The organism is Aliterella sp. E5.1 (assembly GCF_057473825.1).
The window spans coordinates 1-2,098 of the sequence record NZ_JBYCCV010000276.1; the positions used below are offsets into that span (position 1 = coordinate 1).

At 40.8% G+C, this 2,098-nt stretch carries 2 protein-coding genes; both read right to left on the bottom strand.

From position 1 onward, the window contains the following. Nucleotides 1–223: 223 nt before the first annotated feature. Nucleotides 224–535 (bottom strand): hypothetical protein, encoded by a 312-nt coding sequence (locus AC2VE5_RS26240; RefSeq protein ID WP_486890493.1) that lies wholly within the window; start codon nt 533–535, stop codon nt 224–226. A 333-nt stretch (nt 536–868) separates the two neighbouring features. Then, nucleotides 869–1,747, bottom strand: a complete 879-nt coding sequence (locus tag AC2VE5_RS26245) for a retropepsin-like aspartic protease family protein (RefSeq protein WP_486890494.1) — start codon at nt 1,745–1,747, stop codon at nt 869–871. Between the last annotated feature and the right edge of the window lie 351 nt (nt 1,748–2,098).

Below are 2,098 nucleotides of genomic sequence, written 5' to 3' on the forward strand. Positions count from 1 at the left end.
TAGTCGGCAGTACTCATCTACAAATCGGATTGTGGGTTGAGCAGATCTCGCAACTGACATACTTGCTTTCAAACAGTAGTATCTATTTTTATTCTAAATACTCTCTGCTTAGAGTGATAAAAGAGGGGTAAAACAGGTGCAAGCACTGCACTACCAGCACTTGCACCAAAGAACACAAGTAGCTTGTCTCCGAGTAAGCTTAGACATCAGATCTCTTTATTCCTTAGAATCGGCGTAACTTAAAAATGCTTTTTGCTCTTGTCGAGCTAGAAAATATGGACGATCTGGGCGTACTAGGTTTGATTTTTTGTGGTGAATAAAAGCCTAACAAAGTTGCTGCTTTAGTAAAGTAGTTAGTCCAAGATTGAAGATTGAGTTTGGCTTGCCAATTCAACCGAGAAACTTTGGTAGATAGCAATGGTACTTCTTGCCTATCGCGTTCGCCACTAACTATAATTCCAACTTCTGTAAGTGTTGATAAACGAGCAAACTCTTGCTCAATTAAGTTAATAGCTGTAGATTCAGCTTGCTGCATCAAATTTGCAAAGCTTTAATTCTTTTCAGCATTAAGGCTGACATTTAGTAATCTTGTCTCCGCAAAAGCTAGAAAATTTAACGGCAACAATATAGCCGCAGCACCAAAATTTATCAGCCAAAACTTTATCCAATTATTTAAGTGACGATCCATGCTTAATACCTGAGATTAGGCTGCATTGACCTTTGAAAAATTATCGAGTTGCCTAATGCAGATGAAGCTCAGATTACCAGTTGCTAAATTAACAAGTAAGTAAGCATTAGTTAATCTTGGGCAAAGAAAAACGTAGCCTAACACTTGAGATCGAACTGGAATTTTTATTTAGTGGTATCGCTACCGGGGGCGAAACTCAACCACATCGCGTTTGATTGTGACATCGTAATTGCTAAAAAAATCTTGACCAAGCAATCCCATATCTAAGTTTGCCGTAGGAGCGATCGCGACAGGGACATTACTTACTACCGCACCGCCAACTTCCATAGAATCAACGTTACCAATGGCAAATTCTACATTGCGATCGCTAGCAGTATTTGCTCTAGCTCTGCCCACAGGGACAATTCCCAAAGCTGAAGCCATTTGTTGAGTAATTACTGTACCACTAGCTCCCGTATCTACAATCATTTCAAACTGTGCGCCGCCATTAAAAGTTACAGCAACTACAGGTGTTCCTCCATGACGTTTGATCGCAGCTTGAAACACTCCTGTCGCTGGGGTGGCAGCCAGTAGTGGCGGTGCGTTGACAATTGGGGTAGGAGTAGAAGACAGCGATTCAGGAGTAATTGTTGCAATTTCTTCTGGGCGCGGTTGAATAGGACGACTTGCTTGTTGCTGAGCGTACTCAAGCTTTTGCTGGTACTGAACAATCTTTTTTTGAGCGATCGCTTTGTGGGGACTGCTGGTAGGTACAGTTTTCATTAGTGAAATTGCTTCCTTCCATTGCATCGCAATTAAGCGCCAATCCTCTGTAGATTGAGCAGATTGACTGATGGTCAAAGCTCCATAAGCTTTATCTAAAGCGGCCTCAAAACGATCGGGTTCTACTAATTGTGGCGGCAAATTGACTTTTTGGGGCGGCGGTGATTTTTGGACAACTCCCTGCGTAGCACTCTCTTTTGGCAACTCCGTTAAGCGCACGTTACAAGCTGTACCCGTTAATCCTAGTATTCCAGTTAGCAAAAATAATTCTAAACGTAAACATAAAAACTGATTCATACTTGCGTAAAATTACTTAAAAAGATTCGTATATATTGCTGTTAACACTCCAGCATACAAAATTTTGTAGGTGATGTCAGGATACAAATAGAGAAAACCGATATTTAGCAAAATCAAAGCTTGAAGTAAAAACTCCACTAATCGGTAACGTATCAAAACATTTACAAAACCGTCAACGTTTGTACTATGGGTTTATGCGTTCTCCAATCGCCAAGACCAAGATAATACCAAGTTGCGTTCTAACAAAGTAGCTATAGAGGAGGGAAGAAAGTTAGAGAGCGAAGACGGTCTGGGTCAGCACAAAGTTCTAATAGACCTAAGCTAAGTTCATCTTCAACCTTGTCCAAAGAT

Bases quoted from the DNA above. Each gene is read 5' to 3' on its own strand.
- AC2VE5_RS26240 (WP_486890493.1), bottom strand. From the start codon at position 535: ATGCAGCAAGCTGAATCTACAGCTATTAACTTAATTGAGCAAGAGTTT.
- AC2VE5_RS26245 (WP_486890494.1), bottom strand. From the start codon at position 1,747: ATGAATCAGTTTTTATGTTTACGTTTAGAATTATTTTTGCTAACTGGA.